Below are 24,576 nucleotides of genomic sequence, written 5' to 3' on the forward strand. Positions count from 1 at the left end.
CCGACCTACGGCAAGCCATTTTTCTTGAGGAAGGCAGGCGGTGGAGCTACCAATCCGTCGGCCGGTAGTCCTTGAGGAACTGCCCCCAGACATGTTCGCCGGTATTGATGCCATGGATGATCGGGTCGACGATGCGGGCCGCTCCGTCGACGATGTCCAGCGGCGGATGGAAACGTTCCTGCACGGTCTTGCGGGCGGCCAGCTCCACCGGATCCTCGTCGGTCACCCAGCCGGTGTCGACGCTGTTCATGTGGATGCCGTCGCCGTGGTAATCGGCGGCGGCGGTGCGCGTCATCATGTTGAGCGCGGCCTTGGCCATGTTGGTGTGCGGGTGGCGCGTGGTCTTGAAATTGCGGTAGAACTGCCCTTCGACCGCCGACACGTTGACGATGTGCTTGTCCCGATCGGCGGTGCGCAGCATCAGCGGCTTGAGGCGCGCATTGATGAGGAAGGGGGCGATGGCGTTGACCAGTTGCACCTCCAGCAGCTCGACCGACGGCACCTCGGCCATTTGCAGGCGCCACGAATTGCGGCCGCGCAGGTCCACTTGCTGCAAATCCTGATCCAGCCGGCCCTCGGGGAACAGGTGCTTCTGCCCCAGCAGTTCCTCGGCCAGCAGCGGCACCTGCGAAAGCTCTGCGGCGTGGGTGAGGCCGGCGACTTCCGAAAAACTTCGACCGACTGCAGCCTGCTTGATCGCGACCTGCAAAGCCGAGGCTTCCGGCAGCAGGTCGTGGCTGCGCAAGCCTCCGTAGCTGCCCAGCAGTTTGCGCACGTGTTCGGGCGTGTCGCGCAACGCGGCGGTCTCTGCCTCCATCATGTGCGCGTAGAACTCGGGTGGGCGGCGCACGGTCTGGCAGGCGTTGTTGATGATGAAGTCCAGGCGCGGATACTTGGCCGACAGTTCGCGGCAGAACGCCTCCACGCTGGGCGTGTGGCGCAGGTCCAGGCCGAACACTTCCAGCCTGTGGCTCCACTGTTCGAAATCCGGTTCCTGCGCGTACCGCGCCGCCGAATCGCGCGGGAAGCGCGTGGTGACGATCAGATGCGCGCCGGCGCGCAGCAGCTTGAGCCCGGCCTGGTAGCCGATCTTCACCCGCCCGCCGGTCAGCAGCGCCACGCGCCCGCTCAGGTCGGCCAGTTCGGTGCGCTTGGCGAAATTGAACTCCGCGCATTCGGGGCACATCTGGTCGTAGAAGTGATGCACCTGCGTGTACTTCTTCTTGCACACGTAGCAGTGACGCAACTCGGGCGATTCCAACGGCTCGGACCGCTCTTCCACGCTGTCCTGCGCGACGAAGCCGGCCGGCGGGAAATAGTTGGGCGTGGTGAACACCGGCGCGCGGCGCAGGGTGCGGATGCCGGTCTGGTCCAGCAGCGCATCGGCGCGGCGGAGCTTTTCGGCGTGGCGTTCGCGTTCCAGCTCCTTGGCTTTCTTCCTGCGCAGCTTCGGCTCGGGGTGGTAGATCGAGGCGATGGCTTTGTGCAGGCGTACGCGTTCTTCCTCCGGCCAGGCATCGAGAGCGGTACGGTCGGCGGCGATCGACTCGAGTAGTTCCAGTATCGCGGTGGTCGTGGTCGTCAAGACTTGTATTCCGTATCGATTGGGCGAGCATGCGTGGGAAGAAACAGAAACGGGCCGCAAAAGCGGCCCGTCCTAGTTTCCTTCTCCCTACGGGAGAAGGTGCCCGAAGGGCGGATGAGGGAGCGGGCTATCGGATCACTTCAAGTTTCCGTGGGTCGGAATTCCCATGCCCTCATCCGTCGCTGCGCGCCACCTTCTCCCGGTGGGAGAAGGGAGCAACAGCCCGTCGGTTACTTCAGACCGGCAGCCTTGCGCAGCTCATCGGCCTTGTCGGTCTTCTCCCACGAGAACGAAGTGGCGGTGTGCTTCTTGCCCGCGCCGTCGGTGTAGGTGAATTCCTTGGGCTTGCGGCCGAAGTGGCCGTAGGCGGCGGTCTGCTGGTACATCGGGTGGATCAGGTCCAGCATCTGCAGGATGCCGTACGGGCGCAGGTCGAAATACTTGCGGATCAGCTTTTCGATCTTCTCGTCGGAGATCTTGCCGGTACCGAAAGTGGTGACCGAGATCGAAGTCGGGTGGGCCACGCCGATGGCGTAGCTGACCTGTACTTCGCAACGGTCGGCCAGGCCGGCCGCGACCACGTTCTTGGCGACATAGCGTGCAGCGTAGGCAGCGGAACGGTCGACCTTGGACGGGTCCTTGCCGGAGAACGCGCCGCCGCCGTGACGGGCCCAGCCGCCGTAGGTGTCGACGATGATCTTGCGGCCGGTCAGGCCGCAGTCGCCCACGGGGCCGCCGATCACGAACTTGCCGGTCGGGTTGATGTGGAACTGGGTGCCCTTGTGCAGCCATTTGGCCGGCAGCACCGGCTTGAGGATCTCCTCGCGCACGGCTTCCACCAGGTCCTTCTGCTTCACGTCCGGATCGTGCTGGGTGGACAGCACCACCGCATCGATGGCCACGGCCTTGCCGTTTTCGTAGCGCAGGGTGACCTGCGACTTGGCGTCCGGGCGCAGCCACGGCAACTTGGAATTCTTCTGCTTGCGGATCTTGGCCTGCTGCTCGACCAGGCGGTGCGACAGGTGGATCGCGGCCGGCATGTAGCTGTCGGTTTCGTTGGTGGCGTAGCCGAACATCAAGCCCTGGTCGCCAGCGCCCTGTTCTTCGGGCTTCTTGCGGTCCACGCCCTGGTTGATGTCGGGCGACTGCTTGCCGATCAGGTTCAGCACGCCGCAGGTGGCGCCGTCGAAGCCGACTTCGGAGCTGTCGTAGCCGATGTCCACGATCACCTTGCGGGTCAGCGCTTCCAGGTCGATCCAGGCGCTGGTGGTGATTTCGCCGGCGACGATGGCAACACCGGTCTTGACCATGGTTTCGCAGGCCACGCGCGCGCGCTTGTCCTGGGCCAGGATGGCGTCGAGCACGGCATCGGAAATCTGGTCGGCGACCTTGTCCGGATGGCCTTCGGAGACCGATTCGGAGGTGAAGAGGTAGTTGGACATTCGACTTATATCCCTTGATCGAGATGAAAAGATGGGTGCGCATGATACACGCACCGGGTAGAACGCGCATTGTGCCGGGTTCAGGACGCGATTGGCGTTAAGGAATCCGGGGCGCCGGCTGTGTCGCCTGTCACTTGACTGCCGCAAAACCGCAACCAGCCTGAAGCCGACCACGGGCAGGCTGCCGGCGAAACCCGCCGAGGGCGGGCTGCGGGACGAAGATCATGAACACCCTGGAACGGCAACTGGCCGAACGTTATCCGCACTGGTTCCGCGGCCGCCGCGCCGCGGTCGCGCGGCCCTTGCTGCGCGGATTGGCGCAGTGGTCGCGGCTGGAGCATGTCTACGGATTCCTGGAAAGCCACGCGCACCTGACCGGCTTCGCCCTGATCGAGGCCGCGCTCGGATTCCTCAATCTGCGCTATACCGTCGATCAGGTGGAGCGGGGCCGCATTCCCTCCACGGGAAGGCTGCTGATCGTCGCCAACCATCCTTCCGGCGCGCTGGATGCGCTGGCGCTGCTGCATCTGGTGGGCAGCGTGCGCACCGATGTGAAGATCGTGGCCAATGATCTGCTCAGCCAGGTCGAAGGCTTGCGCGAACTACTGCTGCCAGTGCGGATCCTGGGCGGAAAGCCCGGCGCGCAAAGCCTGGCGGCGATCGACGCGGCCCTGCGCGACGAGCAATGCGTGATCGTGTTTCCCGCCGGCGAAGTGTCGCGGCTGGGCGCGCGCGGCATTACCGACACGCGCTGGCGCCGGGGCTTCCTGCGTTTCGCCATGGACAACGATGCGCCGGTGTTGCCGGTGCGGATACAGGCGCGCAATTCGGCCCTGTTCTATGGCGCTTCGGCATTGTCCAAGCCGATAGGGACCGCGCTGCTGGCGCGCGAGATGTTCAAGCGCAGCGGGCGGCGCATCGCTCTGCGCGTGGGATCGGTGATGCGGATGGACCGCGCCGCCGAGCCGGAAGCGGCCTTGGCGCAGGTGCGCCGCACGCTGTATGCGCTGGGCAGGAAAACCGAAGAGAACGCACCGCCGCCGCAACAGCCGCTCATAGCGCCTGTCGACCCGCGCGTGCTAGCCCATGCCCTGCAGGGGCTGGAGATCCTGGGCGAAACCACCGACGGCAAGCGCATCCTGGTGGGCCGCCTGCAAACCGGTTCGCCGCTGCTGCGCGAGATCGGCCGGTTGCGCGAGACGACTTTCCGGGCGGTGGGCGAGGGTACCGGCAACGCCCTGGATGTCGATGCCTACGACGGATATTACGAACACATCGTGCTATGGGACGCCGCCGCCATGAAGATCGCAGGCGCGTACCGCATCGCGCGCGGGGCGTCGATGCTGGCCGAGCACGGCTTGAAGAGCCTGTATACCGCTTCGCTGTTCCGCTACGCGGACGATGTCGTGCCGCATCTGGCCCAAGGCATGGAGCTGGGCCGCAGTTTCGTGGCGCAGGAGTACTGGGGAAGCCGCAGTATCGACTACCTGTGGCAGGGCATAGGCGCCTACCTGCGCCGGCACCCGAACGTGCGCTACCTGTTCGGCGCGGTGTCCCTCAGCGCCGCGTTGCCGCTGGCCGCGCGCGAGCAGATCGTCGCCTATTACGCCCGCTATCACGGCGATGCCGAAGGAAGGGCGGTGTCGCGGCATCCCTTCCAGTACCGCGATGCGCCGCCTTCGTTCGGCGAACTGGATGCCGAGACCGCACTCGGCGTGCTGAAAGCGAACCTGGACAGCCTGAGCGCCACCATCCCCATGCTCTATAAGCAATATACCGAGCTGTGCGAACCGGGCGGTGCGCGTTTCCTGGCCTTCGGCGTGGATCCGGCTTTCAGCGATTCCATCGATGGCTTGATCGAGGTCGATCTGCAGCGCATACGCCCGAAGAAACGCGCCCGCTACCTCGAGCGTGCCGCACGGCAAGCGGAGGCGACCGCGTGAAGGCGATGGCGGCCCCGCCGGTACGGCGTGCGGTGTTCGTTTCCGATGTGCACCTGGGCTCCAAGCACTGCCATGCGGCGGAATTCGCCGATTTCCTGGAAAACCTGCATTGCCGCCAGCTCTACCTGGTAGGCGACATCGTCGATCTGTGGTGGATGGCGCAGAAGCGCGCCGCCTGGAACCAGGCGCACAACCGCGTGGTCGAGGCACTGCATGCGTTGCGCCGCCGCGGCACCGAGCTGATCTACATACCGGGCAACCACGACCGGCCCATTCGCAGGTTCTGCGGGCTGGTGCTGCCGGCCATGCAGGTGCGTCGCCGCGCCATCCACGTCACCGCCGACGGCCGCCGCCTGCTGGTTACCCACGGCGACGACTACGATGCGGTCACCCATTTCGGCGGCCTGCAGGAGCGCTTCGGCGACTGGCTGTACTACCGCATCCTGACCGGCAACAAGATCGTCAATGGGCTGCGCCGGCGTTTCGGCCTGCGCTATTGGTCGCTGTCCGAATACCTGAAGCGGCAGAGCGTCGCCGCCGAACGCTACATCAACCGCTTCGTGCAGGCGGGGCTGGACGATGCGCGCCGGCGCGGCCTGGACGGCATCATCTGCGGACACATCCACCGCGCGGCGCTGGTCCAGCGCGAGGGGCTTATCTACGCAAACGATGGCGACTGGGTGGAAAGCCTGACCGCATTGAGCGAGGAAGCCGACGGCAGCCTGTGCCTGCTCGCGCACACCGGCGAGACCCTGGCGGCCTTGCCGGCGCGGTTGCGGCTGATGATGCAGGATCTACCGAAAGCAGCGTGATTCCGTGGCGTAGGAGCGACGTGAGTCGCGACTGATACCGTTCCGTGCGTGGTCGACGGTTGGCCTTCGCGACTTGCGTCGCTCCTACACGCACCTACGGGAAATCCTGTTGGCTGTTAGCATCGGCGCATGGATTCCATTACCCACCTGTTCCTCGGCGGCGCCATCGCCGCCGTAATCGCTCCCGCCCAACACCGCCGCGCCGCGCTGCTGGCGGGCGCCGCACTGAACACTTTGCCCGATCTCGATTCGCTGTTCATCGTTTTGTTCACCGACGACCCCGTGTCGCTGATGACGGTGCACCGCAGCTTCAGTCATTCGCTGTTCGTGCTGCCGGTGCCGGGCTGGCTGATCTGGTGGCTGTGCAGGAAGCGGGGGAAGCGCGTGGCGGAATCGCCGGCCAGATGGTTCTGGGCCATCCAGCTGGCGCTGATCGCCCATCCGCTGCTGGATGCTTTCACTGTCTACGGCACGCATTTGTTGTGGCCCCTGCGCACGCAGCCGGTGATGGGCTCCAGCCTTTTCATCATCGATCCGCTGTATACGGCAGGGCTGTTCGGGGGATGTGTGGTCGCTTGGTTCGCACGTGAAAAATCGCAGGCGCAACGCGCGCTGCTTGCCGGCCTGGCGCTGAGTACCGCGTACCTGGGCTGGTCGCTGCTGGCCAAGGCGAGGATCGACGACGAAGCCGACCGGGCCCTGGCTGCGATGGGTCTGCAGGCGGCGCCGCGCTTTTCCGTACCCATGCCGTTCAATACCCTGTTGTGGCGGGTGGTGGCCATGACCCCCGAGGGTTACGTGATCGGCGATCGCTCGCTGGTGGCCGACCGTGGCGCCATGCGCTTCAAGGGCTACAAGTCGAACGTACAGGCGCTGGCCGAAGCCAAGGACATCCAGGCGGTGCAGGAGCTGGCCTGGTTCAACCACGGATTCATGCGCGCGCAAGTCCGCGGCGATGAGCTGGTGCTCAGCGATCTGCGCATGGGCCTGGAGCCGGACTACAACTTCAACTTCGCCGTCGCCGTTCGCGAAGGCGGGCAGTGGCGTGCGATGCCGCCGCGGCAGCTGCAGGCGGCGTACCGCGCGCCGGTGGCGTCTGGAAAATTGAAGGATGCGCTGGCCCAGCTGTGGCACAGGATCTGGTATCAGCCGGAAGCGTGAACCGCGTCTGCGGCCACGCAACCCGGTTCATCGGCTGCCGAAGCCGGCAGCGCTCTCCAATTCGATCTCTTTCTCGCCGAGTTACGGCTGCTGGATCGCGGAAGCCGTCCGGACACTGGCAACATGGACAGCTCTCTGGTTGTACAGCTCGATCCTGCGTCCGGCCATCAGATCGTTGTAGCGCTCCTCGCCCAGCGCGTTCCTGAATTGCTTCTGCACGCGGTCGAAATTGACGCGATATTCGCCGTAGCCGCTACGGGCGCCGACTACCATGCGGACGCGTTGCGGAGTCAGGCCGGTTTCGTCCGCCAGTTGCCTTACGGTGACCTGCTGCGTGTCGTCGGACGCGGCGGGGACGGGGGACAAAGTTACGGTGGAATCCTGCGCAGCCGCGGGGGCGGCAATCGCGGCGAGCAGGGTCAGTGCCAGCAGATTTATTTTCATGATGTTCTCCTGAAACCTGGTCCATCCGTGGAGAGGGGGAGTCCATAGTCCGGCGAGGGTTGTCCGGCAGGATCATTTATGCGCCGCAGGCGTCGAGAAAACGAGTGCCGGAGAGCACCGTTACCTATGCCACGGTTGTCGTTTCGCGATGTCATGGAATCGCATCGCGCACCATGGAAAGAGGCGTTTCCTATCGCTGTGGATCGTTGGCAGCGATGTTTCCGTCATGCATGGACAACACTCGCGCCAAGCTCGGCAAAGCCGTTCAGTACACGGTCGCGCGTGCCTGCACGAACGAATAGAAGAACACCGCATCGGGATCGTTCTGCACCTGGCGCATCTCACGGCGCACGCCCTCCACCACTTCGTCGGTGACCTTGCCTTCGGCCAGCAACTGATCGGCGGCCGAAAGCAGCAGTTCCTCCCAGAACGCGATCATGGTCTTGCGCCGCGCGGGCTCGCGATTGTCGAAGTGGAAGGTCTTGATCTGCGTGGTCACGTCGCGGTAGCCGCCCGCCAGCAGCAGATTGCCCAGCTTGGCGCCCACGAACGGGTCGCCGCCGCTGTCGATCTGGAAATCGTTGAACGCCATCCAGTAGCGCCACACATTGGGCGAATACGGATCCAGCAGGAAAGAGGCGTTCATGACCTCGGTGATGTACACCGGCGAGCCCGGCGAAAGTACGCGCCGCACTTCGTTGAGCACGCGCGCCGGAGACGGCACGTGTTCCAGCACCCAGCACAGGAAGGCGCAGTCGAAGCTGCGCGGCGCGAACGGCAGATCGGTTGCGTCGGCCTGATGCAGTGCATAACGGCCCTCCAGCCAGGGCATCGCCGACAACCGCCGGGAAGCGGCACCCAACTGCGCGGGACTCAGGTCGACGCAGGTCGCGTGCAGCGCGGGGAAGCGCCGCAGCAGGATCTCGGTCTGGGCGCCGACGCCGCTGCCCACTTCCAGCAGACGGCCGGCGCCGGCGTAATCGATGTCGTGGAAGATGGTCGATTCGGCGATCTGGGCCTGCTTCACCAGGCGCGCCTGCTCCACTTCGGAGAATCCGTGCAGGTAGGGGAATTCGGTGCTGCTGGATGGGTCGCTCATGGCTTCCTCCGGGAACTGCCAGACGAGTAAAGACGCTCTGAAAAATAATCCCGTTCGTGGTGAGCCTGTCGAACCACGCCCTTGGCGGATTCCTTCAAATATTACCGGTCAATATTCCTGTGAAAAGCGTGGTTCGACAGGCTCACCACGAACGGGATTTTTATATGGGACTTGTCCCCGCTTGATCCGGATCCTGCATGGCGGGTTTTCTTCACGCCGCCACCGACAACTCGGGAACGACGCCGGCGATCAGCGCGTCGAAGTAATCGCTGGTCAGGCGTATCTGCGCGTCCGCGCTTTCGGCCCGATTGACCACCGCGCGGAAGGCCGCGTTTTCCGGTCGGTCTTTCGCGTACCAGCCCAGATGCTTGCGGGCGATGCGCACGCCCTGGTGTTCTCCATAAAAATCGTGCAGCGCATGCAGGTGGCCCAGCAGGATCTCCCGCACTTCGTTCAGTGTGGGCGCCGGCAGCAGATCGCCAGTGGCCAGGTAGTGGGAGATTTCACGGAAGATCCACGGCCGGCCCTGCGCGGCGCGACCGATCAGCAAGGCATCGGCGCCCGTGGCTTGCAGCACGAAAGCCGCCTTGTGCGGGGAGTCGATGTCGCCATTGGCCATCACCGGGATACGCAATGCGGACTTGATCTCGGCGATGGTGTCGTACTCGGCCACGCCCGTGTACTGCTGGTCGCGGGTGCGGCCGTGCACCGCCAGCGCGGCGATGCCGGCGCTCTCGGCGATGCGGGCGATGCTCAGGCCGTTGCGGTTCTCGGCGTTCCAGCCGGTGCGGATCTTCAGGGTCACCGGCACTTCCACGGCGCGCACCACCGCTTCCAGGATGCGCGCGACCAGCGCTTCGTCGCGCATCAGCGCCGAGCCGGCCCACGCGTTGCAGACTTTCTTGGCGGGACAGCCCATGTTGATGTCGATGATCTGCGCGCCGTGATCGACATTGTGGCGCGCCGCATCGGCCAGCGCCTGCGGCTCGGTGCCGGCGATCTGCACGCTGACCGGCGCCGGTTCCCCGATGTGGTCCATGCGGTGCAGCGATTTGCGCGTATGCCAGAGCCGTGGATCGCCGGTGGTCATTTCCGACACCGCGAGCCCCGCGCCCGACCGTTTGCACAATTGCCGGAACGGCTTGTCGGTGACCCCGGCCATGGGGGCCAGGATCAGCGAGGGTTCGATGCGGTAGGGCCCGATTCGCATGGCGCTATTGTAATCGTCGCGGACTGGCCGGATGCGCGGAAGCCCGGCCGGAGCCGGGCTTCGACAGGCGCTTCCGGCAGGGGCCGTCAGAGCGTTTCGTCGGCCAGTTCGGCATCCGGAGCGTTGCTCTTCACCGAAGCGATGCCGTTGTCGCGGCCCGCATCGTCGGCGTACATCTGGCTGCTGCCGATCACCTGGCCGTTGGTCGCGGTCAGGTTGAAGTACGGTTTGCCGTTGCTGGCGGTCTTGCGCTCGTAGCGCGCATCGTCCTGGCTGTTCTTGCGCACCGAGTCCACTCCATTCAGGCAACTGGCCTTTGCGGCGTAACCCTCGGAGGTGAGGATGACCAGACCGTTGCCTGCCTTCAGGTTGAATTGGAATTCGCCGTTGCTGCGCTTGCCGATCACGAATTTGCCTGCCATATCCGCTTCCTGTGGTTGGGTGGAGGCAGGAGCGTAAGGCGTTGGATGGTATTTCTTCGTTACGCGGCGGTTACCGCCGGTCGGACGGTCTTCCAGGCGGTCCTAACGGGGGAACCGCTCTTCCACTTCAGCCAGCCGCGGCATGGAGAGCGCCGCGCCCACGCGCTCGGTGGACGCCGCTGCATAGCGGTTGGCGAAGCGCACGTGGTCGGCGAACGCCAGTTCCGCATCGCCCGCCAGCGAAGCGGCGAGCGCTCCGTTGAAGGCATCTCCGGCGCCGGTGGTGTCGATCGCTTCGGCGGCCTCGGCGGCTAGGCGGTAATGGGGTTTGGCGTCCCCGCGCAGAGCGTCCTCGGGATGCGACACGAACACGCCCGCCGAACCCAGCGTCACCACCACCGTGCCATGGGCCAGCAGTTCGCGGCAAAGCGCGTGCAGGCTGACGCCATCGGTGATGCCGACATCGTCCGGCTCGATCTTCTCGCCGATGTGGCGGGCGACCAGCGCGGCGAATTCGGTTTCGTTGGGGGTCAGTATGTCGGCGAGACCCAGCAGTTCGATACTGGTCGCCGAATTGGCGGGCGCGGGGTTCAACAGGGTCGCCACGCCGCGCGCGCGCGCCAGTTCCAGCGCGGCGACGATGCTTTCGCCCGGGGATTCCAGCTGCGCCAGCACCGCGCCGGCAGCGGCGATGGCTTCGCCTTGCGAGCGCACGAAGGCGGGCGTCAGCGACGCATTGGCGCCAGCGCCGATCACGATGCTGTTGCGCCCATGCGCATCCACGTAGATACCGGCGGTGCCGGTGGGCTGGTCCGACACCAGATCGCGCAGGTCGAGGCCCTCGGCGGCGGCCAGCGAACGCGCCATCGTGCCGCCAGAGTCGTTGCCCAGCGCGCAGAGAAAAAGGGTGTCCGCGCCCGCGCGTCTGGCGGCGATGGCCTGGTTGAAGCCCTTGCCGCCCGGGCCGCTGGCATAACTGCCGGCAATGGTGGCGCCTGGCGCGGGCAATGCTTCGCATTGCCAGACGTGGTCGACATTGAAGGAACCCACTACCACTACCGAAGCCATACTTTTACCCGAAATGCGACAGAACGCCGGCGATGGTCGCGGTCATCAGGGTGGCGATGGTGCCGCCCAATACCGCGCGCAGGCCGAAGCGCGCCAGATCCGAACGCCGCTCCGGCGCCAGCCCGCCGATGCCGCCGATCTGGATGGCGATGGAACTGAAATTGGCGAAACCGCACAGCGCATAGGTGGCGATCAGCTTGCCTTCCGCCGACAGGCTCACGCCTGCGACCTTGCCGTTGACGATGTCGGCGAGCTGCAGATAGGCGACGAATTCGTTGATCACGATCTTCTGGCCGATCAGCGAACCCACGGTGGTGGCGTCCTGCCAGGGCACGCCGATCACCCAGGCGATCGGCGCCAGCAGGTAGCCGAAGATCAGCGCCAGATCGGTCGGCTTGCCCAGCATGGCCTGCAGCCCGGTGACTTCACCGATCCAGGTCAGCGGCCAGTTGACCAGCGCGATCAGCGCGATGAAGGCCAGCAGCATGGCGCCGATGTTCAGGGCCAGGCGCAAACCGTCGCCGGCGCCCGCGGCGGCCGCATCGATGATGTTGCTGGAGGTCTTCTCCACTTCCATCTTCACCGTGCCGCGGGTCAGTGGCGTCCCGGTTTCCGGGATCAGCAGCTTGGCCACCACCAGCGTCGCTGGCGCAGCCATGATCGAAGCGGCCAGCAGGTGCTTGGCGTAGAACGCCTGCTGCGCGGGATCGCCGCCGCCCAGCATGCCCACGTAGGCGGCCAGCACGCCGCCGGCGATGTGGGCCATGCCGCCGATCATCATGGTGATCAGCTCCGATTCGGTCATCTTGGGGATGTACGGGCGCACGGTCAGCGGCGCCTCGGTCTGGCCGATGAACACGCTGGCGCAGACGCTGGTGGTTTCGGCGCCGGAAACGCGCATGACCTTGGTGATGGCCCAGGCCATCGCGCGCACCACGGCCTGCATCACGTTCAGGTGGTACAGCACGCCCATCAGCGCGGCGAAGAAGATGATGGTCGGCAGCACCTGGAAGGCGAAGATGAAGCCGTAGGTCTTCACGTCCATCAGGCTGCCGAAGATGAACGACGAGCCGGCATTGACGAAGCTCAGGATCTTGACGAAGACCTGGCCCAGCCAGTCGAACACTTCGCGTCCGCCCGGCACCAGCAGCACCAGTGCCGCGAAGCCGATCTGCAGGGTGATGCCGGTGACCACCAGCTTCCAGTCGACGGCCTTCCGGTTGTTGGAAAACAGGAACACGATGCCGATCAGCACCGCCAGCCCGAACAACCCGAATCCGATTCGCCCCAAACCTTCCAGCATGTGCAGCCCCGCCTAGTCCCCGAATCGAAGCAGACTAGAGCAGGGCAGCAGGCTGGGCAAGGCAAATAAGTCCGCGCTTCAGCTTATTCCGCGCACAGCCACCCACACGGCCAGGACCAGGAACACCATTGCGGCCACGCTGCGGGCGAGTTTCAGCGGGAGGCGGTCGGCGAAACGATGGCCCAGCCAGACCACGGGCAGATTGGCGATCAGCATGCCCAGCGTAGTGCCGGTGATGACCTCCCACAGGGGCGAATATTTGGTCGCCAGCAGCACGGTCGCCACCTGGGTCTTGTCGCCGATTTCGGCCAGGAAGAAAGCGATGGTGGTGGCGATGAACGCCCCGTGCGCCGGCAGCCGCTCGCCTTCGTCCAGCTTGTCGGGCTTGAGCGTCCACAAAGCCACGGCCAGGAAACTGCCCGCGACGATCCAGCGCAGGACTTCAGGCGACAGCCATTGCGACAGTTCGGCGCCCAGCCAGGCCGATATCGCATGATTGACGAGCGTGGCCGCCAGGATGCCGAAGGCGATCGGCCACGGTCTGCGGAAACGGGCCGCCAGCAGCAGCGCCAGCAATTGCGTCTTGTCGCCGATTTCGGCCAGCGCCACCGTTCCGGTGGAAACCAGCAGGGCTTGCAGGGTGGACATTCATGACTCCGGGACCGGGCATTCGCGAAGGACGCGAAGGCAAACGCCGCGCGGCCCGGTCCGGGTGAGCGCAACGCCTGCCTACGGTCTTGCCCGGCGACGAAGCGGAAGCTTCGGCCCTGCGCGCCATGGCGAGGATTCCATCGGGAGATTCCCTCAAGAACACGGCCAAGTATGTTGACGCGCAGACCCCGCACGCGGCGGGTGGGCTACTCCCCGGAGGAGGAAAGTGCGGCGATTGTACAGAGGCCCCGCCCGGCATGGGTAAACTCTTCTCATTCGCCAGAACGCTTTGGAGCAAACGCATGCAATACCGACGCCTGGGTTCCTCCGGCCTGCAGCTTTCGGCGCTGTCCTTCGGCGCCTGGGTCACTTTCGGCGGCCAGATCGGACGCAGCGAAGCGCGCAACCTGATCGCGGCCGCGTACGACAACGGCATCAATTTCTTCGACAACGCCGAGGTCTATGCGAAAGGCGAGGCGGAGAAGGTCATGGGCGATGTGATCGCCGACCTGCGTTTGCCGCGCGATGGCTATTGCGTATCCAGCAAGGTGTTCTTCGGAGCGGTGGAAGATCCCGGGCCGACCCAGCGTGGGTTGTCGCGCAAGCACGTATTCGAAGCCTGCCATGCGGCATTGCAACGCCTGCGCGTGGACCATCTGGACCTGTATTTCTGCCATCGCCCCGATCCGGACACACCGATCGAGGAAACCGTTTGGGCCATGGACGCGCTGATCCGCCAGGGCAAGGTGATGTACTGGGGAACTTCGGAATGGCCCGCCGCGCAGATCAAGGAAGCCGCGCGCATCGCGCGTGCGCACCACCTGCATGCGCCGACCATGGAGCAGCCGCAGTACAACCTGCTGCACCGCGCGCGCGTGGAGCTCGAATACGCGCCGCTGTATTCCGAGCTGGGATTGGGCACCACCATCTGGTCGCCGCTGGCCTCGGGCCTGCTGACCGGCAAGTACAACGAAGGAGTGGCCGCGGAATCGCGGCTGGGGCAGAAAGACAATGCGTGGTTGCAGCGCATGGTGATCGGGGATGAAGGGAGCAGGCGCATCGACCGCGTCCGCCGCTTCACCGCCGTGGCGGCGGAGCTGGGCGAGAAGCCTTCGCAACTGGCCATCGCCTGGTGCCTGCGCAATCCGCACGTGTCCACGGTGATGCTGGGCGCCAGCCGCACCTCGCAATTGCTGGAAAACCTGGGCGCGCTGGAGCTGGCCGGCCGTTACGACGATACGGTATGGGCGCGGCTGGAAGTGGCTACGGCCGAATGAGCCAGGTTACAGGGCGGGGTCTTGACGTAGTAATGAGAATCATTATCATCTAATCCTGTTCCCACAGGAGCTACCCAGATGAGCGCCCAACCGGTCTTCTTTTCCCGCCCCGGACATCTCCATCCGGAAACCGGGGTTCCGCCTGAACGCATCGTCTCCCAGCCGGTACGCGTGGAAGAAACCCTCAGCAGCGAACTTCTGCTCAACGGGCGGCGCGAAATCCTGATCAGCCATGGCGATCGCGTCTACCGCCTGCGCCATACCAGCAACGACAAGCTGATCCTGACCAAGTAATCCAGTTCCCGATCCGCACAGGATCGCGCCACGCGGGGATCGTGGCGTGTGTTGCCGCACCACGAAACCAAAGCCTCTCTCCACCCGAGCGCCAGCCATCGGTTCGCCAGCTCACCGGGTCACACCTTGCACAGGACCCGTAGAACCGATGAACCGTCCCACCTTGCTCGTTTCAGCGCTATGGCTCGCGCTCGCCGCCACCGCCCATGCGAAAACCGCCGCCGACACTTCCGCCGATGCAGGCGCCTCGATCAACGAACTGGAACGCGTGCAGGTGACCGCAACGCGTACCGCACGCGCGATCTCCGACGTTCCCAATACCGTCGATGTGATAGACCGCGAACAGCTCGACGACCGTTTGATCCGCGACATCAAGGATCTGGTGCGCTATGAGCCTGGGGTATCGGTGACTTCCGGTTTCGGACGCTTCAACGGGCTGGGCGGTTTCCGCATCCGCGGCCTGGACGCCAACCGCGTGCTGATCCAGACCGACGGCATCGCCGTTTCAGATTCCTTCTCTTTTGGCAGCTTCATCAACGCCAACCGCAACTTCGTCGACCTGGACACGCTCAAGCGCGTGGAGATCGTGCGCGGGCCGGCCAGTTCGCTGTACGGCTCCGACGCGCTGGGCGGCGTGGTCGCCTACGTTACCAAGGACCCTTCCGATTATCTGAAGGACGGCAAGGATGCCTACTTTGGCCTCAAGTTCGGTTTCGAAGGCGAATCCGAAGGTCTGTTCGGCGGCGCTACGGCCGCTTTCGGCGGCGAGCGCTGGAGCGGCATGGCCGCCGTCAGCCATCGCCAGGGCAAGGAAACCGAAAACCAGGGCGAGAACGAAGCCAAGGGCGCGTTGCGCACCGCTTCCAATCCGGTCAGCAGCAACGGCCGCAGTCTGCTGACCAAGCTGGTCTACGCGCCCAGCGGAAGCCAGCGTTTCAAGCTGACCGTCGAAGGCAACGAGGACTACGCCGACGTCGATGCGCTGAGCGGCGTCACGGCCACCGTCCTGTCCCAGTTGGGCAAGGATCACCAGACCCGTGCCCGCGTTTCGCTGGAGCACGAGATCGACAGTCTCGAAGCCGGCTTCGCCGACAGCCTGAACTGGAAGCTCTATCGCCAGGACAGCGAAAGCACCAACCGCACGTTCGAAACCCGCAGCAACGGAACACGCCGCGATCTGGAACACAACTTCGACCAGCGCGTCTATGGCGTGCAGGGAACGTTCTTCAAGGCGTTCCAGACCGGCAGCGTGGCCCATGACTTGACCTACGGCCTGGATGCCTCGGTCACCGACAGCAAGGAAAAGCGCGACGGCGTGTCGGTCACCCTGGCCACCGGCGCCACCACGCCGCTGGTGGGCCAGGATCTGTTTCCGGTCCGCGATTTCCCGATCAGCAAGACCACCAGGATCGGCGCCTACGTGCAGGATGAAATGAAGTTCGCCGACGGCAGGTTCAGCCTGATCCCCGCCTTGCGCGTGGATTACTACAAGCTCGACCCGACCCTGGACAACATCTTCGCCGAAGACAATCCGGGGGTTGCGGTCGAAGGCCTCACCGAGACCAGCGTCTCGCCGAAGTTGGGCGGCATCTGGCGCTTCAACGACCAGTGGTCGCTGTTCGGCAACTATGCGCACGGTTTCCGCTCGCCGCCCTATGGCGACGTCAATGTGGGCTTCACCAATCTGGTGGGCGGCTACACGGTGATCGCCAACCCGGATCTGAAGCCGGAGACCAGCGATGGCTTCGAACTGGGCTTGCGTTTCGCCAACGAAGCCTTCTACGCGGGGTTGACCGCCTACTACAACGACTACAAGGATTTCATCGAGTCGTTCGTGCTGGTCAGCGCGCCGCCGCAGACGCCGTTGATGGTGTTCCAGTCGCAGAACGTGGCCGACGCCCGCATCTATGGCGCCGAGTTCAAGGCCGGCGTGGATTTCGGTGCGCTGAACGAGTCCCTCGATGGCCTCTCGCTTCGCGGCTCGGTGGCCTACGCCCGGGGCGACAACAAGACGGCCGACACTCCGCTCAACTCGATCGATCCCTTGCGCGGCACCTTGGGACTTGGCTACCAGCGCGACGCGTGGGGCGCCGAAGTGGTGGGCACGTTCGCCGAAAAGAAGAAGCGGCCGGGCGTGGCGACCTACTACCGGCCGGCCGGTTACGGTGTGATCGATCTGCTCGCGCACTGGAACTTCGCGCCGGGCGCCAAATTCAACTTCGGTGTGATCAATGTCACCGACAAGAAGTACACCGATTGGGCCGACGTCAACGGCGTCGCCGCCACCAGCCTGGTACTTGACCGCTACACGCGACCGGGCCGCAGCCTGGCAGCCAGTCTGTCGGTCGAGTGGTAGCAGGCATGAGCGGTGCGCTGACGCGTGGGAGTTTCGGAGCGGCCGATGCCGCCCCGCTGCTGCCGCGCGCGCAGCAACTGGCCGCGCTGGGCACGGTGTTGTGTCTTTATCGGCCGCAGCACGGTGGCGAGCTTTCCGGCTGGGCACAGGCCAGCTGCGCCGAATCGCAAGCCGGAGTGGACAGCGACGGTCTGCGCGAAAGCCTGGCCTTCTTCGACGAAAACGGACGCTGCTGCTGGCGTCTGTTCCTGTTGCCGGACAGCGATTTTCTGGCCTGGGACCGCCTGCTGGCATGCCTGCCTGCGCGCGAGGAAGTCGAACCCGCCACCGGCGTGGGCGAACGGCTGTGGCGCAAGCTCGCGGGCCGCTTGCTGGGCGAGCAGTGGCGGGCCTGCGTGCTGATGCTGCATGTGCTGCCTTCCGCGGCCCGGCAGCCGGTGCTGGCTGCCAGCCTCGCGACGCTTTCTCCGTTGGGCGCCAGCATCGCACGGCGCATCGTCGAGGCCGAAGGCGCGGAAGAGAGTGCGGTATTCGACGATTGCTGTTGCGCCCGCTCGGCGTTGGCCGCACGCAACATTCGGGCCCGTTCCGCCGGCAGCGGCGGGGGCGAAATTCCATTGATCAAGTTGAATCCCAGGGAAAAAACATGAAGAACCTGCTAGCCATCGCCGCCTTGTCTCTGTCGCTGCCCGCGGGCCTGGCCTGTGCGCAGGCCGCCGCCGATACCGCCCGCGACCGCCAGTCCATTCTCGCCATGCAAGGCGAGTACATCGTCGATTTCGCATTCGACGAAACCGTGCTGCTGCAGCCCGGCTACGAACGCGCCGCGGCGATGCGCAGCAGCGGCAACGAGACGGTGATCGTGGTCGAAGACACGCCCACCAAGATCGTGTTGCAACACATCCTGGTGGATGGCAAGAGCGGCCATGTGACCAAGCACTGGCGGCAGGACTGGGTGTACGAAGCGTCCAGCCGCTTCGAATTCAGCGCCGACCAGACCTGGCAGGTGCGCACGATTCCGGCCGACAGGAACAAGGGCGCCTGGACCCAGTGCGTGTTCGAGGTCAGCGACGCACCGCGCTATTGCGGCACGGGGCGCTGGGACTACGTCAACGGCATAGCCACCTGGACCAGCGACCTGAGCTGGCGTCCGCTGCCGCGCCGCGAGTACACCAAGCGCAGCGATTACAACGCGGTATCGGCCATCAACCGGCATACGATCACTCCGAACGGCTGGACCCACGAGCAGTTCAACACCAAGGTGCTGCGCAAGCCCGATGGCAGCCGAGTGGAACTGGCGCGCGAGTTCGGCTTCAACGATTATCAGAAGACTACCGAGGTCGATTTCAAACCCGCCTACAAGTACTGGAAAGCGACCGGGGATTTCTGGGGCAAGGTACGGATGCGCTGGGACGCGTTCCTGTCCAAGCCGCCGGGCGTGCACTTGAAGACCAAGATCGACGGCATGGCCATGATCATTCCCTTGTTCACCCAGGCTGGCGAGCTCGAGGAAGGCAAGCAGGTCGCCGATCAGGACATCGACAAGGTGTTCGCCGAGTGGGTGGAGCCGGCGTCGGCGAAGTAGGTCGGCGCTACGCCGCCGACGCTTTGCACGGGTTCCGTGCGTCGGGGGCGTAGCCCCGACCTACCGGAAAGCGTCGGGCGCCGCCCCGACCTACCGTCTATACTTCTCCCCTATCTAAGGAAAGGGGAGAAACGCATGTTCGAGACAGGTTTCCTGGCCATCGTGCTGCTGGTGGCCGGCGTCATCGTGCTGTTCAAGACGGTGCGCATGGTGCCGCAGGGCTTCGAATGGACGGTCGAGCGCTTCGGCAAGTACACCAGCACCATGTCGCCCGGGCTGCACTTCCTGATTCCGGTGATGTACGGCGTCGGCCGCAAGGTCAACATGATGGAGCAGGTGTTCGAGGTTCCCTCCCAGGACGTCATCACCAAGGACAACGCTGTGGTGCGCGTGGACGGCGTGGTGTTCTTCCAGGTGCTGGACGCGGCCAAGGCCGCCTATGAAGTGTCCAACCTTGACCAGGCGATGATCGCGCTGGTGCAGACCAACATCCGTACCGTCATCGGCTCGATGGACCTGGACGAGTCGCTGAGCCAGCGCGAGACCATCAACGCCAAGCTGCTGGGCGTGGTCGACCACGCCACCAGCCCGTGGGGCGTGAAGGTCAACCGCATCGAGATCAAGGACCTCCAGCCGCCGCAGAACCTGATCCAGTCCATGCAGCAGCAGAAGATGGCTGAACAGAACAAGCGCGCCGCCATTCTGGAAGCCGAGGGCGTGCGCCAGTCCGAGATCCTGCGCGCCGAAGGCGAGAAGCAGGGCGCCATCCTGCAGGCCGAAGGCAAGCGCGAAGCCGCCTACCGCGAAGCCGAAGCCCGCGAGCGCCTGGCCGAAGCCGAGGCCAAGGCCACGCAGATGGTCAGCGACGCGATCGCCAAGGGCGACGTGCAGGCGATCAACTACTTCGTCGCCCAGAAATACGTCGAAGCGTTCCGCGAACTGGCCATCGCGCCCAATGCGAAGTTCGTGATGATGCCGATGGAGACCAGCGGCGTCATCGGCTCGATAGCGGGCATCGCCGAGCTGGCCAAGGAATCGCTGGAGAAACAGCAAGCCAAGATCGCCGGCAAGCCGCCGGCCCTGCGCTGAGCCATCCGGGCCAAGGAGAGAACGCCATGCGTTGGGATGTGGTTAGCTGGGCAGCCATCGCGCTGCTGTTGTTCGCCGCCGAGGCGATGGCGCCGGGCGCGTTCATGCTGTGGATGGGATTCGCCGCGGCGGTGGTGTTCGTCGGCGTGCTGCTGATTCCCGGCGTGCCGGTATTGGCGCAGGTGGCGGCCTTCGTCGTGCTGAGTTTCGTTTCCATCCAGATCTACCGCCGCTGGTTCCGCAAGAACGAACCGCAGAGCGACCGGCCGCACCTCAACCAGCGCGCCAACACGCTGGTCGGGCACGTGGCCAAACTGGACCAGGCCATCGTCAATGGCCGCGGACGCGTGCAGATCGCCGATGCGTTCTGGGTGGTGGAAGGCGCCGATCTTCCCGCCGGCACGCCGGTGCGCGTCGTCGCGGTGGACGGCATGGTCCTGAAGGTGCAGGAAGCCTGAGCCATGCCTGTCCGGGCCGTCTCGCTGGTGCTTGCGATGCTGCCGATGGCCGCCAGTGCGGTCGAGCTGGTCGGCAAGACCATGCCGCCGTATCCGCCGGGCTTGCGGGATGTCGGCGGCTCGTGCCTTTCCGATTCGGCCGACCCGGCGCACGTGTGCGATTTCTCCATCGGCCTGTTGGCCGACGCCGGTGCCGACCCCGGCGCCGAGCCTGTGCTGCGCTATGTCGTCGCCGGCCGCATGGCCGGCCGCGAAGGGCCGCTGGCGCTGTGGAAGATCACCGATGCGCAGGCTTATCCCAAGGTGGAGAAGGGATATTTCTGGCAGGCCGGCAGTTGCCGCGTGGACAAGGTGGACGACGCCAAGGTCATCGCGGTGGTGCGGCAGGGCGCTGAAGAGGAATACCTGGCCGACGTCGCCTGGGCCAGGCGTCTGGATCTGAAGAGCGGCAAGTTCTCCGTGCTGGACCCCACGCGCGTCGACTGCGTCAACGAAGGCTATGGCGAACCGTAATCTGCGGGCAGTGGTGGGGTGGTTGTGGGAGCGGCGTCCCGCCGCGAGCTTTTGCTTCGGGGATATCCAAGAAGAGGGCGCAAGATCGAAAGCTCGCGGCGGGACGCCGCTCCCATGGCCGCTCCCGGCGTCGGCTCCATCTGGGATAATGGCGATCTTTCACAAGGCGCCGCCATGACCCAGAAGACCATCCTCAACGACACCCATCGCGCGCTCGGCGCCAAGATGGTCGACTTCGGCGGCTGGGACATGCCGATCCACTACGGTTCGCAGATCGACGAGCACCACATGGTGCGCAGCGATGCGGGCATGTTCGACGTCAGCCACATGACCGTGGTCGATCTGCGCGGGCCGCGCACCCGGGATTTCCTGCGCTACCTGGTCGCCAATTCGGTGGACAAGCTGAAGAAGCCGGGCAAGGCGCTGTATACCGCGATGCTGGACGAACGGGCCGGCGTCATCGACGACCTGATCGTCTATTTCATGGCCGAGGATTTCTTCCGCCTGGTGGTCAACGCCGCCACCCGCGACAAGGACCTGGCCTGGATCCAGAAGCAGGCCCAGGCCTTCCAGGTGCAAGTACAGGAGCGCCCGGAGTTCGCCATGATCGCCGTGCAGGGACCGACCGCGCGCGCGCGCGTGATCGGCCTGCTGCGCGAGGCGGACCGCGTCGCCGCCGACAAACTGACCCGCTTCGCAGCGGTCGAGGCGCATACCGCCGACGGCGTGCCGTTGTTCGTCGCCCGCACCGGCTATACCGGCGAGGACGGCTATGAGATCGTGCTGCCGCAGGAACATGCGGTCGCTTTCTGGAATGCGCTGCTGGCTGCGGGAGTGAAACCGGCCGGTCTGGGCGCGCGCGACACCTTGCGCCTGGAAGCGGGCATGAATCTGTACGGACAGGACATGGACGAAACCACCACGCCCTACGAAGCCGCGCTTGCGTGGACCGTGGCGCTGGACCAGGGCGCCGATTCGAAGCCGCGCGATTTCATCGGCCGCGCCGCGCTGGAAGCGCAGGCCGCCGCCGGCGCGCCGCGCCAGTTGATCGGCCTGGTGATGGACGAGAAAGGCGTGCTGCGCCATGGCCAGAAAGTGCTGACCGCCGGCGGCGAGGGCGAAATCCTGTCGGGCACTTTCTCGCCGACGCTGGGCAAGGCCATCGCCTTCGCGCGCGTGCCGGCCGGCGACATTCCACTGGGAGCGGGGGGCGCCGTGCGCGTGGACATCCGCGGTCGCGAGGTGCCGGTGCGGGTGGTGAAATTCCCGTTCGTCCGCGAGGGGCAGGCGCAACCCGGCGTGCTGGAATAGGCGCATGGGAATAAGCGCGCGTTGTTGTCCACGGAACGGATTCCTTCGTTAAACTAGCGCCATCCGCACACCCTCAACCCGATCCCCCGGAGCAGCAACATGAGCGAGATCCCAGGCGACCTCAAATTCCTCAAGTCCCACGAGTGGGCACGCGTTGAAGGCAGCGGCCGCGTCACCGTCGGTATTTCGGACCATGCGCAAGGACTGCTCGGCGATCTGGTCTACGTCGAATTGCCGAACGTCGGCGACCGCGTCGAAGCCGGCAACGCCGCTGCGGTGGTGGAGTCGGTGAAGGCGGCCTCGGACGTCTACAGCCCGCTTACCGGTACGGTGGTCGAAGTGAATTCGGACCTGGCCGACAAGCCGGAGACCATCAATGAAGATGCCTACGGCGAAGGCTGGATCTATGTGCTGGAGATCGAGGAGCCCGACCAGTTGAACGATCTGCTGGCGCCCGACGACTACGCCGAATTGCTGGAGGACGAGGATCACTGATCCCGTCGCGCCCGCTTCGCGTACCCGCTACCGGCCGCCTTGTGCGGCCGGTTTGCTTTTCGGGATTCGCGTTTTCCGGGAGCGGAATCTGTTCGGCTTGGCGCCGACAAACGGCGGCCAACCCGGCCGGCCGGGTTGTTTTCCGCTGCGCTGCGGAACCGGAAACGGCAGCTCGTCTGCGCTGGCGGAATCGGAATCGGACCATCGCGATGCGGATGCGCGAGCGTCGCCGCTCGTCTTCGCGGCCGCGGCCGCGACGTTCGCCGACCGAAAAAGTTTGCGCAAATCCGCGCATTTGGACTTGTGCGAGTCCCAAACGAGCGGTTCTCCGCAGTGCCGCGAACGCTTCCGTTTATTCCTCGGCAGGCGTCGCATCGACGCGACGACGCGGCGCGGATCGCTAGCGCGCATCCGGCGACGCGAACGCGCCGCTTTAAAAAAACCGCATTAAACGCGGCGTTTTTGAATGCGGCGCGCTCGCGATGCGGAAGTCGGCGCGCTCGCGTCGGCGCGACGCGCGCAAGCTCTCCGTCCGGGCGGCGGGATCGCGGTCGGGGCGGGGACGAAAATATTTTTGCAAAACTGTTGACACATCGAAAAAGCGTGATTAGGTTTCGCCCCAGCAGACGTTTCCTGCGGAAGCAAGTGAGCCGACCATCGCGACAATAAGCAAAACAAAACGGCCCCCCACCCGCGCCCTCGGCATGACGGACGCAGGCTTCGCTTCCCCGACGAAAACGCAGACCCCTTCCCGATACCGCACCCGCGCCGTATGCGACGCGGGTGTTTTTTCATCCGCGCCGACCGGCGCGAACAGGCGCGGCCGTTCCCCGGCCGGGCTTGCCACCATCCGTTCCGACGCGCCTGGCGCGACGGCGGCTGCCTGCGGGTCCGACTCCCGCGGCGTTCCATTGCAACTGGGCTTTGTAAACGGATTCACCAATCCATAGTTCACTGACGAGGAGCCATAACATGGCAACGAAGAAAGCTGCTAAGAAAAAACCCGCCAAGAAAGCCGCCAAGAAATCGGCAGCCAAGAAGGCCGTGAAGAAGACCGTAAAGAAGGCCGCCAAGAAAGTAGCCAAGAAGAAGCCGGCTAAGAAGGCTGCCAAGAAAGTAGCGAAGAAGGCCGCCAAGAAAGTAGCCAAGAAGCGTCCGGCTAAGAAGGCTGCCAAGAAGACCGCCAAGAAAGCTGCCAAGAAGCCAGCCAAGAAGGCCGCTAAAAAGGCCGCCAAGAAAGTAGCCAAGAAGCCGGCCAAGAAGGCCGCCAAGAAAGCTACCAAGAAGGCTGCCAAGAAGAAGCCTGCCAAGAAAGCCGCCAAGAAGCCTGCCAAAAAGGCAAAGAAAAAGGCTCCGGTAGCGCTGCCGCCAACCCCGGCTCCGCTGATCTAAAAAAAGAAATCCCGATTACCTGTAAGCCATAGAACTCTCTCCCCGGTGCCCAGCGGGGAGGGAGTTTTTTTATGCGCCAGGGTGTAGCCTGCGCCTCCAGACCGAGGAGAGCGGGCATGAGAATCCTGAAATGGCTTTTGTGGACGATGGTGGTGCTGGCGGTGCTGATCGGCGGAGGCGGGCTGCTCTTTCCGGCCACCTCCCACCTGGAGCGGTCGACACTCATCCAGCGTCCACCCGCGGAAGTATTCGCCACCCTCAATTCCTTCGGCCGGTTCAACGAGTGGTCGCCCTGGTTCGAAATGGACCCCTCCGCCAAATACGCCTACAGCGGTCCGGCATCGGGAGTCGGCGCCAAGATGGCCTGGGTAGGGAACAGCTCGGTCGGCAGCGGCAGCCAGGAAATCATCGAGAGCGTGCCGGACGGCAGGATCGTCAACGCGCTGGACTTCGGCGGCAGCAAAGCCAAGGCGACTTTCCAGCTGACCCCCGATGGCAACGGAACCCGGGTGACCTGGTCGCTGGATAGCGAACACGGCTACAACCCGATCAATCGCCTGTTCGGCGCATTGCTGCTCGACCGCATGGTCGGCAAGGACTACGAAAAGGGTCTGGCCAAACTGAAGGGCGTGCTGGAAAGCGGCCCGCGTTGAGAACAGTGCCTGT

The 24,576-nt window shown here is 64.8% G+C and carries 24 protein-coding genes; 15 read left to right on the forward strand and 9 right to left on the reverse strand.

The genetic code is table 11. The annotated features are described in order from the left end of the window. Window positions 1-46 precede the first annotated feature (46 nt). Together CSC73_RS00840 and metK are read right to left on the reverse strand one after the other, a co-directional pair. Window positions 47-1,594, reverse strand: a complete 1,548-nt coding sequence (locus tag CSC73_RS00840) for an SDR family NAD(P)-dependent oxidoreductase (protein WP_163838786.1) — start codon at window positions 1,592-1,594, stop codon at window positions 47-49. Window positions 1,595-1,815: 221 nt separating this feature from the next. Beyond that, on the reverse strand, window positions 1,816-3,027 hold the full coding sequence (gene metK / locus CSC73_RS00845; protein ID WP_163838572.1) for a methionine adenosyltransferase: 1,212 nt from the start codon (window positions 3,025-3,027) through the stop codon (window positions 1,816-1,818). Between the two features lie 224 nt (window positions 3,028-3,251). On the opposite strand from metK, the gene olsF reads away from it, so the two are divergent. The 3 genes from olsF (at window position 3,252) to CSC73_RS00860 (ending at window position 6,943) form a co-directional block, all read left to right on the forward strand. Continuing rightward, a complete protein-coding gene (olsF, locus tag CSC73_RS00850; RefSeq protein WP_170299047.1) occupies window positions 3,252-4,970 on the forward strand; it encodes a bifunctional ornithine lipid synthase OlsF in 1,719 nt (572 codons plus the stop codon). Between the two features lie 5 nt (window positions 4,971-4,975). Then, window positions 4,976-5,782 (forward strand): UDP-2,3-diacylglucosamine diphosphatase, encoded by an 807-nt coding sequence (locus CSC73_RS00855; protein WP_163838788.1) that lies wholly within the window; start codon window positions 4,976-4,978, stop codon window positions 5,780-5,782. Window positions 5,783-5,911: 129 nt separating this feature from the next. Further along, on the forward strand, window positions 5,912-6,943 hold the full coding sequence (locus CSC73_RS00860; RefSeq protein WP_163838573.1) for a metal-dependent hydrolase: 1,032 nt from the start codon (window positions 5,912-5,914) through the stop codon (window positions 6,941-6,943). Between the two features lie 81 nt (window positions 6,944-7,024). On the opposite strand, the gene CSC73_RS00865 is transcribed toward CSC73_RS00860, so the two are convergent. The 7 genes from CSC73_RS00865 to CSC73_RS00895 form a co-directional block, all read right to left on the reverse strand. Further along, window positions 7,025-7,387 (reverse strand): hypothetical protein, encoded by a 363-nt coding sequence (locus tag CSC73_RS00865; RefSeq protein WP_163838574.1) that lies wholly within the window; start codon window positions 7,385-7,387, stop codon window positions 7,025-7,027. A 265-nt stretch (window positions 7,388-7,652) separates the two neighbouring features. Further along, window positions 7,653-8,486 carry a class I SAM-dependent methyltransferase gene (locus CSC73_RS00870; RefSeq protein ID WP_163838575.1) on the reverse strand — a complete coding sequence of 278 codons (834 nt, stop codon included), beginning with the start codon at window positions 8,484-8,486 and terminating at the stop codon, window positions 7,653-7,655. Window positions 8,487-8,697: 211 nt separating this feature from the next. Then, window positions 8,698-9,696, reverse strand: a complete 999-nt coding sequence (dusB, locus tag CSC73_RS00875; RefSeq protein ID WP_163838576.1) for a tRNA dihydrouridine synthase DusB — start codon at window positions 9,694-9,696, stop codon at window positions 8,698-8,700. A gap of 86 nt (window positions 9,697-9,782) precedes the next feature. Next, entirely contained in the window at window positions 9,783-10,118 is a 336-nt protein-coding gene (locus CSC73_RS00880) for a YegP family protein (protein WP_163838577.1), read from the reverse strand. A 102-nt stretch (window positions 10,119-10,220) separates the two neighbouring features. Further along, the gene (locus CSC73_RS00885) at window positions 10,221-11,186 is read right to left on the reverse strand and encodes a ribokinase (RefSeq protein ID WP_163838578.1); all 966 of its coding nucleotides are present in this window, start codon (window positions 11,184-11,186) and stop codon (window positions 10,221-10,223) included. Between the two features lie 4 nt (window positions 11,187-11,190). Next, window positions 11,191-12,489, reverse strand: coding sequence for a NupC/NupG family nucleoside CNT transporter (locus tag CSC73_RS00890; RefSeq protein WP_163838579.1), 1,299 nt, complete (start codon window positions 12,487-12,489; stop codon window positions 11,191-11,193). Window positions 12,490-12,567: 78 nt separating this feature from the next. After that, the gene (locus CSC73_RS00895) at window positions 12,568-13,137 is read right to left on the reverse strand and encodes a TMEM165/GDT1 family protein (RefSeq protein ID WP_211840780.1); all 570 of its coding nucleotides are present in this window, start codon (window positions 13,135-13,137) and stop codon (window positions 12,568-12,570) included. Between the two features lie 305 nt (window positions 13,138-13,442). Between CSC73_RS00895 and CSC73_RS00900 the strand changes: the two genes are divergently transcribed. From CSC73_RS00900 to CSC73_RS00955, 12 genes are all read left to right on the forward strand, one after another. Next, entirely contained in the window at window positions 13,443-14,417 is a 975-nt protein-coding gene (locus CSC73_RS00900) for a potassium channel beta subunit family protein (RefSeq protein WP_163838580.1), read from the forward strand. Between the two features lie 78 nt (window positions 14,418-14,495). Continuing rightward, complete coding sequence (gene hemP / locus CSC73_RS00905; protein ID WP_163838581.1) at window positions 14,496-14,711, forward strand: hemin uptake protein HemP; 216 nt, start codon at window positions 14,496-14,498, stop codon at window positions 14,709-14,711. 148 nt (window positions 14,712-14,859) lie between these two features. Continuing rightward, on the forward strand, window positions 14,860-17,067 hold the full coding sequence (locus CSC73_RS00910; RefSeq protein WP_163838582.1) for a TonB-dependent hemoglobin/transferrin/lactoferrin family receptor: 2,208 nt from the start codon (window positions 14,860-14,862) through the stop codon (window positions 17,065-17,067). A 5-nt stretch (window positions 17,068-17,072) separates the two neighbouring features. Then, window positions 17,073-17,717: a ChuX/HutX family heme-like substrate-binding protein gene (locus CSC73_RS00915; RefSeq protein WP_163838583.1), complete on the forward strand. Its 645-nt coding sequence runs from the start codon at window positions 17,073-17,075 to the stop codon at window positions 17,715-17,717. Then, window positions 17,714-18,652, forward strand: a complete 939-nt coding sequence (locus CSC73_RS00920; protein WP_163838584.1) for a DUF6607 family protein — start codon at window positions 17,714-17,716, stop codon at window positions 18,650-18,652. Before CSC73_RS00915 ends, CSC73_RS00920 begins: the two co-directional genes overlap by 4 nt. A 135-nt stretch (window positions 18,653-18,787) precedes the next feature. After that, a complete protein-coding gene (locus CSC73_RS00925; protein WP_163838585.1) occupies window positions 18,788-19,741 on the forward strand; it encodes an SPFH domain-containing protein in 954 nt (317 codons plus the stop codon). A gap of 26 nt (window positions 19,742-19,767) precedes the next feature. Beyond that, complete coding sequence (locus tag CSC73_RS00930; protein WP_163838586.1) at window positions 19,768-20,199, forward strand: NfeD family protein; 432 nt, start codon at window positions 19,768-19,770, stop codon at window positions 20,197-20,199. Between the two features lie 3 nt (window positions 20,200-20,202). Then, window positions 20,203-20,712 carry a hypothetical protein gene (locus CSC73_RS00935; RefSeq protein ID WP_163838587.1) on the forward strand — a complete coding sequence of 170 codons (510 nt, stop codon included), beginning with the start codon at window positions 20,203-20,205 and terminating at the stop codon, window positions 20,710-20,712. Between the two features lie 174 nt (window positions 20,713-20,886). Beyond that, the gene (gcvT, locus tag CSC73_RS00940; protein WP_163838588.1) at window positions 20,887-22,023 is read left to right on the forward strand and encodes a glycine cleavage system aminomethyltransferase GcvT; all 1,137 of its coding nucleotides are present in this window, start codon (window positions 20,887-20,889) and stop codon (window positions 22,021-22,023) included. Window positions 22,024-22,122: 99 nt separating this feature from the next. Next, window positions 22,123-22,518, forward strand: coding sequence for a glycine cleavage system protein GcvH (gene gcvH, locus CSC73_RS00945; protein WP_093282538.1), 396 nt, complete (start codon window positions 22,123-22,125; stop codon window positions 22,516-22,518). A gap of 972 nt (window positions 22,519-23,490) precedes the next feature. Beyond that, window positions 23,491-23,910 (forward strand): histidine biosynthesis protein HisIE, encoded by a 420-nt coding sequence (locus tag CSC73_RS00950; RefSeq protein WP_163838589.1) that lies wholly within the window; start codon window positions 23,491-23,493, stop codon window positions 23,908-23,910. Between the two features lie 116 nt (window positions 23,911-24,026). After that, window positions 24,027-24,563, forward strand: a complete 537-nt coding sequence (locus tag CSC73_RS00955) for an SRPBCC family protein (protein WP_163838590.1) — start codon at window positions 24,027-24,029, stop codon at window positions 24,561-24,563. The last annotated feature ends 13 nt before the right edge of the window (window positions 24,564-24,576 follow it).

The sequence above is a fragment of the Pseudoxanthomonas sacheonensis genome, from assembly GCF_010093305.1.
In the GTDB taxonomy this organism is placed as follows: Bacteria; Pseudomonadota; Gammaproteobacteria; order Xanthomonadales; family Xanthomonadaceae; genus Pseudoxanthomonas_A; species Pseudoxanthomonas_A sacheonensis.

What these genes read in the sequence shown, in the direction of transcription:
- CSC73_RS00910 (WP_163838582.1), top strand. Translation starts at nt 14,860, where the DNA reads ATGAACCGTCCCACCTTGCTCGTTTCAGCGCTATGGCTCGCGCTCGCC.
- metK (WP_163838572.1), bottom strand. Translation starts at nt 3,027, where the DNA reads ATGTCCAACTACCTCTTCACCTCCGAATCGGTCTCCGAAGGCCATCCG.
- CSC73_RS00955 (WP_163838590.1), top strand. Translation starts at nt 24,027, where the DNA reads ATGAGAATCCTGAAATGGCTTTTGTGGACGATGGTGGTGCTGGCGGTG.
- CSC73_RS00890 (WP_163838579.1), bottom strand. Translation starts at nt 12,489, where the DNA reads ATGCTGGAAGGTTTGGGGCGAATCGGATTCGGGTTGTTCGGGCTGGCG.
- CSC73_RS00895 (WP_211840780.1), bottom strand. Translation starts at nt 13,137, where the DNA reads ATGTCCACCCTGCAAGCCCTGCTGGTTTCCACCGGAACGGTGGCGCTG.
- CSC73_RS00870 (WP_163838575.1), bottom strand. Translation starts at nt 8,486, where the DNA reads ATGAGCGACCCATCCAGCAGCACCGAATTCCCCTACCTGCACGGATTC.
- CSC73_RS00860 (WP_163838573.1), top strand. Translation starts at nt 5,912, where the DNA reads ATGGATTCCATTACCCACCTGTTCCTCGGCGGCGCCATCGCCGCCGTA.
- CSC73_RS00935 (WP_163838587.1), top strand. Translation starts at nt 20,203, where the DNA reads ATGCCTGTCCGGGCCGTCTCGCTGGTGCTTGCGATGCTGCCGATGGCC.
- CSC73_RS00930 (WP_163838586.1), top strand. Translation starts at nt 19,768, where the DNA reads ATGCGTTGGGATGTGGTTAGCTGGGCAGCCATCGCGCTGCTGTTGTTC.
- CSC73_RS00855 (WP_163838788.1), top strand. Translation starts at nt 4,976, where the DNA reads ATGGCGGCCCCGCCGGTACGGCGTGCGGTGTTCGTTTCCGATGTGCAC.
- CSC73_RS00865 (WP_163838574.1), bottom strand. Translation starts at nt 7,387, where the DNA reads ATGAAAATAAATCTGCTGGCACTGACCCTGCTCGCCGCGATTGCCGCC.
- CSC73_RS00900 (WP_163838580.1), top strand. Translation starts at nt 13,443, where the DNA reads ATGCAATACCGACGCCTGGGTTCCTCCGGCCTGCAGCTTTCGGCGCTG.
- CSC73_RS00880 (WP_163838577.1), bottom strand. Translation starts at nt 10,118, where the DNA reads ATGGCAGGCAAATTCGTGATCGGCAAGCGCAGCAACGGCGAATTCCAA.
- CSC73_RS00915 (WP_163838583.1), top strand. Translation starts at nt 17,073, where the DNA reads ATGAGCGGTGCGCTGACGCGTGGGAGTTTCGGAGCGGCCGATGCCGCC.
- gcvH (WP_093282538.1), top strand. Translation starts at nt 22,123, where the DNA reads ATGAGCGAGATCCCAGGCGACCTCAAATTCCTCAAGTCCCACGAGTGG.
- dusB (WP_163838576.1), bottom strand. Translation starts at nt 9,696, where the DNA reads ATGCGAATCGGGCCCTACCGCATCGAACCCTCGCTGATCCTGGCCCCC.
- CSC73_RS00950 (WP_163838589.1), top strand. Translation starts at nt 23,491, where the DNA reads ATGGCAACGAAGAAAGCTGCTAAGAAAAAACCCGCCAAGAAAGCCGCC.
- olsF (WP_170299047.1), top strand. Translation starts at nt 3,252, where the DNA reads ATGAACACCCTGGAACGGCAACTGGCCGAACGTTATCCGCACTGGTTC.
- gcvT (WP_163838588.1), top strand. Translation starts at nt 20,887, where the DNA reads ATGACCCAGAAGACCATCCTCAACGACACCCATCGCGCGCTCGGCGCC.
- CSC73_RS00925 (WP_163838585.1), top strand. Translation starts at nt 18,788, where the DNA reads ATGTTCGAGACAGGTTTCCTGGCCATCGTGCTGCTGGTGGCCGGCGTC.
- CSC73_RS00920 (WP_163838584.1), top strand. Translation starts at nt 17,714, where the DNA reads ATGAAGAACCTGCTAGCCATCGCCGCCTTGTCTCTGTCGCTGCCCGCG.
- hemP (WP_163838581.1), top strand. Translation starts at nt 14,496, where the DNA reads ATGAGCGCCCAACCGGTCTTCTTTTCCCGCCCCGGACATCTCCATCCG.
- CSC73_RS00885 (WP_163838578.1), bottom strand. Translation starts at nt 11,186, where the DNA reads ATGGCTTCGGTAGTGGTAGTGGGTTCCTTCAATGTCGACCACGTCTGG.